Below are 7404 nucleotides of genomic sequence, written 5' to 3'. Positions count from 1 at the left end.
GCGGGGGCCCGCCGCGCCCCGCGCCGCCCCCCGCCGGCCGCCGCGCCCCCCCACCCGCGGGCGCCCGCCCGGCGCCCCCCCGGCCCCCCCCCCCCCCCCCCCCCGCGGCCGCACCCCGGGCAGGTGGGCGGCGGCGACGCCCAGCACCACTGCGGCGGTCAGGCGCGGGATCGCCGGGACGGCGGCGTGCACCCCCCAGGCGGCCGCGGTGCCGAGTGCGGCCAGCAGCAGTCCGGGGCCGTTGCGGTGCAGGCCGGGCGGGCCGGCGGGCCGGGTGGCGGCGCGCAGGGTCAGGGCCATCGCCGGTCACCGCCCGTGGACGGGGAAGCGGTAGAGGCGGCGGATGCTGGTGGTGTGGCGGGCCAGGTCGGCCCCGTAGACGTGCAGGGAGATCGCGGCGCCCGGGCCGGGGTTGCGGACCAGGTGGATGTCGCCGGGCGGGGCGAGCGTCGCCACCGCGCCCTGGTGGTTGACGCTCTCGCCGGCGGTGACCAGCCGGGCGGTGTCGCCGTCCGGCACCAGCCGGAACCGGACCTCGTGCTCGCGGCCGCGGTGCACCCCGGCGACGCACCAGGCGACGTGGTCGTGGATCGGGGTGTGCTGGCCGGGCAGCCAGACCAGCGCGGCGAGCGAGAACGCACCGTCGGGGTCGGCGTGCAGCAGGTGCTGGCGGTAGGTGCGCGGATCGCCCTCGCAGTGCGCGGCGGCCAGCAGGTCGGGCGCGCCGAGGTAGTCGGCGATCCGTTCGCCGACCAGGCGGGAGGTGGGCTCGGGCGGCAGGCCGCGGTGCACGGCGTCCCGGATCTCGCCGAGCAGGCTGCGCATCAGGGGGGTACAGCGGGCGTCGGTGGGTGTGACGGTGGCGGAGGTCGTCATACCGGCAGGGTCGGCCCCGGCGATCCATCAGGTCCAACGACGATTCTTTGGCATTACCCCAAACCGTGCTTATGGATCGCGGGCGGTGACGGTGCACCGGGCGGACGGGCGGCCCCGTGGGTGCCGACCGCTCAGCAGCCGGTCCTGGCGGCGGCCGCCCGCCGCAGCTCGTCCAGGACCAGTGCGGTGGCCGGGATGCGCAGGTGCTCGCGCAGCACGTACGCGGTCACCCTGCGGTGCTGGTGGGGTTCGACCAGGCGGCCGGTGACCTTGGCGTGGCACATGAAGGAGAGCACCAGGGAGGGCATCAGCGCGACGCCGACGCCCGCGGCGACCAGGCTCTGCACGGCGAGGTTGTCGTCGGTGGTGAACACCACGTCGGGGGTGTAGCCCTCGTCGGCGCAGATGTGCAGCAGGTTGGCGCGGCAGCGCGGGCAGCCGGCGATCCAGCGCTCGTCGGCCAGGTCCGCCAGCCGTACGGCGTGCCGGCGGGCCAGCGGGTGCCCGACCGGCAGCAGCACGGTGAGCCGGTCCTCCAGCAGAGGGGTCTCGACGAGTTCGGGCGGCAGTTCGGCGGCGGGGACGCCCGGGTACTGGAAGGCCAGCGCGATGTCGCACTCGCCGCGCAGCAGCCGCTGCACGGACTCCGGCGGCTCGGCCTCCAGGAGCTCCACCCGGATGCCGGGGTGGTCGGCCAGCAGCCGGGCCATCGCCGCGGGGATCAGCGTCGCGTTGGCGCTCGGGAAGGCGCAGACCCGGACCCGTCCGGCCTGCAAGCGGGCGAGGGCACCGATCTGTCGCTGCGCGGTGCCGAGGCTGTCGAGGATGGTCTCGGCGTGCCGGGCGAGCGCCTCGCCGGCCTCGGTGAGCCGCAGGCCGCGGCCGACACGGGTGAACAGCGGTACGCCGACGGCGCGTTCGAGGGCCTTCATCTGCTGGGTGATGGCCGGCTGGGTGTAGCCGAGCGCGCGGGCGGCGGCCGAGTACGAACCACGGGTCACCACCTCGTGGAACGTCTTGATGTGCCGCGAGTCGAACACCGTTGAATCATAAGGGGAATTTGGGAGCGCGTCCGGACCCTGCGGCAGTCGCTTGGGTATCACCGCGCCCCGCACGCCCCGGGGGCTGCGCAGACCCCGGGGAGCACGGCCGCCCCCCCGAGTTCGGGCGCGCACGGGCACCTTCGCGAGGTGCCGCGTCACTTGCTGCGGCGGCCCTTGAGCAGCCAGCCGAGGACGCCGCCGACCAGCAGGCTGCCGAGCAGGGCGATCCACAGCGGCGCGGTCACGGTGAGGACCCAGAACTGGATCTGCACGTTGTCGAGATTGGCGAGCAGGAACCACAGGGCCAGCACCGCGAGGACGCCGATCCCGATCACCCGGACCGGCACGCCCGCGATCTCCCTGCGCTGCTTGCCGCCCGGAGCACCCGTCGCAGTGCCGCCCGAAGTCTTGGTCACCCTCTCAGTCTGCTCCGATTCCTGCCGGCATGCGCTCCGTGTACCGCCTTCCCGGCGGCCCCGGCGGGAGCCCCCGGTCGGGCGGTCGGGCCGGACGGGTGGCCGCCCCTCGGGGGCCGGCCCGGGGCGGCGGCAGTGCCGTGCCGCCCCGGGCCGGGGGTCAGTGCTCGTCCCGCCAGGAGCGCCACAGCGCCGCGTACGGGCCGCCGGCCGCGACCAGTTCGGGGTGGCTGCCGTACTCGCTGATCCGCCCCTGCTCCACCACCGCGATCACGTCGGCGTCGTGCGCGGTGTGCAGCCGGTGGGCGATCGCGATCACCGTCCGGCCCTCCAGCACCCGGGAGAGCGAGCGCTCCAGGTGCCGGGCCGCCCGCGGGTCGAGCAGCGAGGTGGCCTCGTCCAGTACCAGGGTGTGCGGGTCGGCCAGCACCAGCCGGGCGAGTGCCAACTGCTGGGCCTGGGCCGGGGTGAGCGTCGTGCCCCCGGAGCCGACCTCGGTGTCCAGGCCCTCCGGGAGGGCGTCCGCCCAGGCGTCGGCGTCCACCGCGGCCAGCGCGGCGCGCAGGTCGGTGTCGTCCGCGGCCGGCCGGGCCAGCCGGAGGTTGTCCCGCAGGGTGCCGACGAACACGTGGTGCTCCTGGTTGACCAGGGCCACCTGGGCGCGGACCCGCTCGGCGGGCATCGCCGCCAGCTCCGCCCCGCCGAGGGTGACCCGGCCGCGGCCCGGCGCGTAGATGCCCGCGAGCAGCCGGCCGAGGGTGGACTTGCCCGCCCCGGACGGCCCCACCAGGGCGACCCGGCTGCCCGGGGCGACGTCCAGGCTGATGCCGTGCAGGACGTCGGAGCCCTCCCGGTAGCCGAAGCGGACCCGGTCGGCGCTGAGCCGCCGCCCGTCCGGGTCGAGCGCCGCGTCGGTCTCCGGGTCCTCGACCTCCCGGACGCCGACCAGCCGGGCCAGCGAGGCCTGGCCGATCTGGAGCTCGTCGTACCAGCGCAGGATCATGTCGACCGGGTGGACCAGGGCCTGTGCGTAGAGGACGCCGGTGGTCAGCCGGCCGACGTCGATCCAGCCCTGGACGGCGAACACGCCGCCGAGGGTGAGCGTGCCCAGCACGGCGAGCGCATAGGTCGCGTCCACCGTCGGGAACCACACCGAGCGCAACCAGAGGGTGTAGCGCTCCCAGGCCACCCACTCGCCGATCTTGCGGTCGGTGAGCCGGACCCGTTCGTCGCCGAGCCGCAGTGCCTCGACCGTGCGCCCGGCGTCCACCGTCTCGGCGAGCACGGTGTTGACCGCCGCGTACCCCGCGGACTCCGCCCGGTAGGACTGCGGGGCGCGCCGGAAGTACCAGCGGGAGCCGGCCAGCAGCAGCGGCAGGCCGATCAGTGCGGTGGCGGCGAGCAGCGGCGAGGTGACGAGCAGCGCGCCCAGCACCAGCACCACCGAGACCACCGCCACCGCGAGCTCGGGCACGGCCTCGCGCACGGACTTGGCCAGCCGGTCGATGTCGGTGGTGCCGCGGGAGACCAGGTCGCCGGTGCCGGCGCGTTCCAGGACCCCGGGCGGCAGGGCGACCGAGCGGACCAGGAAGTCCTCCCGGAGGTCGGCGAGGACCTCCTCGCCGAGCACGCTGCCGCGCAGCCGGGAGAGGCCGACGAAGACGGACTGGACGAGGAGCGCGCCGAGGTACCAGCCGATCGCGGACAGGATCCGGCCCTCGGTGGTGCCGGCGGCCAGCGAGTCGACGAGCGTGCCGAGCACCCAGGGGCCGACCAGTCCGGCCACCGTGGCGACCGAGTGCAGTGCGATCACGGTCGCGAATCCGCGCCGGTGCCGCCGGGCGAGGGTGCGGGCGTACCCGCGGACGGTGGCCGGTCCGGCCACCGGGAGCATGGTGGCCGGGCCCTGCTCCTGGACGGTGGGGGGCTTCATCCCTCTGACGAGCGGCATGCCGCCTCCTTCGGGGTGCTGGGTTCGGCGGCGGGGGCGGGGGTGGCCGGTACGGCTCCGTCCGGGCGGGGCTGCGCCGGGGAAGGGCCGTCCGCCGGGCCGGCGTCCTCCTCGCGGGTGACGACGGCGCGGTAGTGGGAGTCGGTGGCGAGCAGCTCGCGGTGGGTGCCGGTGGCGACGACCCGGCCGTCCCGCAGCAGCGCCACGGTGTCGGCCTGGTCGAGCACCAGCGGGCTGGTGGCGAGCACGACGGTCGTCCGGTCGCCGCGGATCTTGCGCAGGCCGACCGCGATCCGCGACTCGGTGTGCGCGTCCACGGCGCTGGTCGGCTCGTCCATGACCAGCACCGGCGGGTCGGCGACCAGGGAGCGGGCGAGGGCGAGCCGCTGGCGCTGGCCGCCCGAGAGCGATCGCCCGCGCTCGGTGATCCTGGCCCGCATCGGGTCGCCGCCGCACTCGGGCGAGCCGTCGACCAGGGCGTCCAGGACGTCCTCGGCGCGGACGGCGGCGAGCGCGTCGGCGAGGCCGACCCGGCCGGCGCCGGGCACCTCGAACAGCTCGGCGAGGGTGCCCGAGAGCAGCACCGGCTCCTTGTCGTGGACGAGGACCGCCGCGCGGGCCTGCGCCAGCGGCACGGCGTCCAGCGGGACGCCGCCCAGGCGGACGGCCGGCCCGGGCTGCTCGTCCTCGGCGAGCGGGACGTGCCCGCCGAGCCGGGCCGCCAGCTCGCCCGCGGTGTCCGGATCGCCGCACACCACGGCGGTGAGGCGGCCGGCCCGGGCGGTCAGCCCGGAGACCGGGTCGTGCAGGTCGGCGCGGTCCGGGCGGTCGATCCGCGCGTCGAGGACGGCGTCGGCCGCGGTGCGGCGCAGCGACAGCACCCGGGTGGCACGGCCGGCGGAGACCCGGGCGACCGACCAGGCGTGCGCCGCCTCGCCGAGGATCCGCAGCGGCGCGGCGAGGAAGGCCGTCGCGCCGTAGACGGCGATCAGTTCGCCGATGCCGAGCTCGCCCCGGGCGGCGAGGCTCGCGCCGTACCAGGTGACGCCGACCACGAACAGGCCGGGCAGCAGGATCTGCTGGGCCTGCATCAGGGACCAGATCCGGGCGGCCCGCACGGCGGCGCCGCGGACCCGCTGGGAGGCGGCGCGGTAGCGCTCCAGGAAGAGCTCCTCGCCGCCGATGCCGCGCAGGACGCGCAGCCCGGCGACGGTGTCGGCGGCCAGCTCGGTGGCCTTGCCGCCGAGGGCGCGCTGCTCGCTGTAGCGGCGTTCGAACGGCGCGAGGAGCGGCCACACCGCGGCGGCGAGCACCGGGACGCCGAGCAGGACGGCCGTGCCGAGCAGCGGGCGGCGGGCGAGGACGACGGCGCTGACGCCGAGCCAGACCAGCACCGCGCCGCGGACCCGGGCGAGCAGTTCGACGTACCAGCCGATCTTCTCGACGTCGCCGCTGCTGACGGCGACGATCTCACCGGTGGCGATCCGGCGGGTGAGGCCGCCGCCCAGGTGGGAGGCCTGCCGGGCGACCAGCTGGCGGACCTGGGCAGCGGCGGTGATCCAGTTCCACACGGCCTGGCGGTGCAGCAGGACGGTGCCGACGGACTGCAGTGCGGCCAGCAGCAGGGCGAAGGCGCCGGCCCGCCAGATGCCGCCGGTGTCGCGGTCGACGGCCGCCTGCACGCCGTGGCCGACGGCCAGCGGGACGGCCGCCATGCAGCCCATCTCCAGGACGCACCAACAGGTGGCGAGGATCTGGCCGCGGCGCTGGGCACGGCCGAGCCAGCGCAGGAGGCCGAGCGGCGAGGAGAGGTCGGGGCTGCCGGGGTCGGGCAGCGGCAGTTCGGTGAGCGGCATGACGCTCCGTTACGAGTGGTACGGGCAGGTCGGGGGGCGCGCGCGGCCCGGGTCACGGGCGCGGCGGAGGAGCCCGGCGCAGAGTGCGGCCTGGGTACGGAGTGCGGGGGCGCCACGGCGCCGGGGGGCGGGGCGGTGGCGGGGCCGGCTCGGCGGCGGCAGGGTCAGGAGGTCATGGTCACAGAGCGTGCCCGGGCCGTGGCGATGGGCGCAACAGGTTTTCCGGCTCCGCCGCCCGGTTCCGGCCAGGGCACCGGCGGGTTTCACCTGATCCGGGGAATTCGGCCGCAACGGGAATGATCCGTTGTTCGCACCGGTTGGGCGCCTAGGAAGTAATGGACAACCAGGAGGGCACCCCTTCCCGTGAGCACCATCCCCAGCGTCACGCTCAACAACGGCGCGGTGATCCCGCAGCTCGGTTTCGGCGTCTGGCAGGTTCCGGACGCGGAGGCGGCGCCGGCGGTCAGCGCCGCCATCGAGGCCGGCTACCGCTCCATCGACACCGCCGCGATCTACGAGAACGAGACCGGCACCGGCGCCGCGATCGCCGCGTCTGGCGTCGCCCGGGAGGAGCTGTTCGTCACCACCAAGCTGTGGAACTCGGGCACCGTCGACTGGTCCGGCAGCAAGGGCCGGGACGCGGTCCTGCGCGCCTTCGACGACTCGCTGTCCAAGCTCGGCCTGGACTACGTCGACCTGTACCTCATCCACTGGCCGCGCCCGATGCACGGCACCTTCGGCACCATCTGGAAGGCCTTCGAGGAGCTGGCCGCCGACGGCCGGGCGAAGTCCATCGGTGTGTCGAACTTCGGCCCGCAGCAGCTCAAGGTGCTGGTCGAGGAGGGCTCCGTGGTGCCGGTGCTCAACCAGGTGGAGCTGCACCCCTACTTCCCGCAGCACGAGCTGCGGGCCTTCCACGCCGAGCACGGCATCGCCACCGAGGCGTGGAGCCCGCTCGGCCAGGGCAAGACGCTGCTCGGCGAGCCGGCGCTGGAGAAGATCGCCGCCAAGCACGGCCGCACGACCGCCCAGGTGGTGCTCCGCTGGCACCTGCAGAGCGGGATCATCGCGATCCCGAAGTCGGTGACCCCGTCGCGGATCAAGGAGAACCTCGACGTGGCCGGCTTCGAGCTGGACGCCGAGGACCTCGCCGCGATCGCCGCGATCGACAACGGCACCCGGATCGGTCCGGACCCGCAGGGCTTCGACTGGAACTGACCGGTCGCGGCGCGGCGGGCCCCCCGGCGCGCCCGCGCGCCCCC

General features: G+C 75.8%; 6 protein-coding genes and 1 pseudogene. 1 reads left to right on the top strand and 6 read right to left on the bottom strand.

The window, feature by feature from the left end:
* The 6 genes and pseudogenes from ACFV0G_RS30925 to ACFV0G_RS30900 form a co-directional block, all read right to left on the bottom strand.
* Positions 1-300: pseudogene (locus ACFV0G_RS30925) on the bottom strand (hypothetical protein); the annotation flags it as partial.
* A gap of 6 nt (positions 301-306) precedes the next feature.
* Positions 307-876, bottom strand: coding sequence for a cysteine dioxygenase (locus tag ACFV0G_RS30920; RefSeq protein ID WP_380555171.1), 570 nt, complete (start codon positions 874-876; stop codon positions 307-309).
* A 131-nt stretch (positions 877-1007) separates the two neighbouring features.
* Entirely contained in the window at positions 1008-1916 is a 909-nt protein-coding gene (locus tag ACFV0G_RS30915) for a LysR family transcriptional regulator (protein WP_380555169.1), read from the bottom strand.
* 158 nt (positions 1917-2074) lie between these two features.
* Positions 2075-2335 (bottom strand): LapA family protein, encoded by a 261-nt coding sequence (locus ACFV0G_RS30910; RefSeq protein WP_380555167.1) that lies wholly within the window; start codon positions 2333-2335, stop codon positions 2075-2077.
* A 160-nt stretch (positions 2336-2495) separates the two neighbouring features.
* Entirely contained in the window at positions 2496-4286 is a 1791-nt protein-coding gene (locus ACFV0G_RS30905; RefSeq protein WP_380555165.1) for an ABC transporter ATP-binding protein, read from the bottom strand.
* On the bottom strand, positions 4265-6142 hold the full coding sequence (locus ACFV0G_RS30900) for an ABC transporter ATP-binding protein (RefSeq protein WP_380555163.1): 1878 nt from the start codon (positions 6140-6142) through the stop codon (positions 4265-4267). Before ACFV0G_RS30900 ends, ACFV0G_RS30905 begins: the two co-directional genes overlap by 22 nt.
* Before the next feature lie 363 nt (positions 6143-6505).
* On the opposite strand from ACFV0G_RS30900, the gene ACFV0G_RS30895 reads away from it, so the two are divergent.
* Complete coding sequence (locus tag ACFV0G_RS30895; RefSeq protein WP_380555161.1) at positions 6506-7360, top strand: aldo/keto reductase; 855 nt, start codon at positions 6506-6508, stop codon at positions 7358-7360.
* The last annotated feature ends 44 nt before the right edge of the window (positions 7361-7404 follow it).

Source organism: Kitasatospora sp. NPDC059571, assembly GCF_042735675.1.
Taxonomy (GTDB): domain Bacteria; phylum Actinomycetota; class Actinomycetes; order Streptomycetales; family Streptomycetaceae; genus Kitasatospora.
This window is presented reverse-complemented; position numbering and strand designations above follow the sequence as displayed.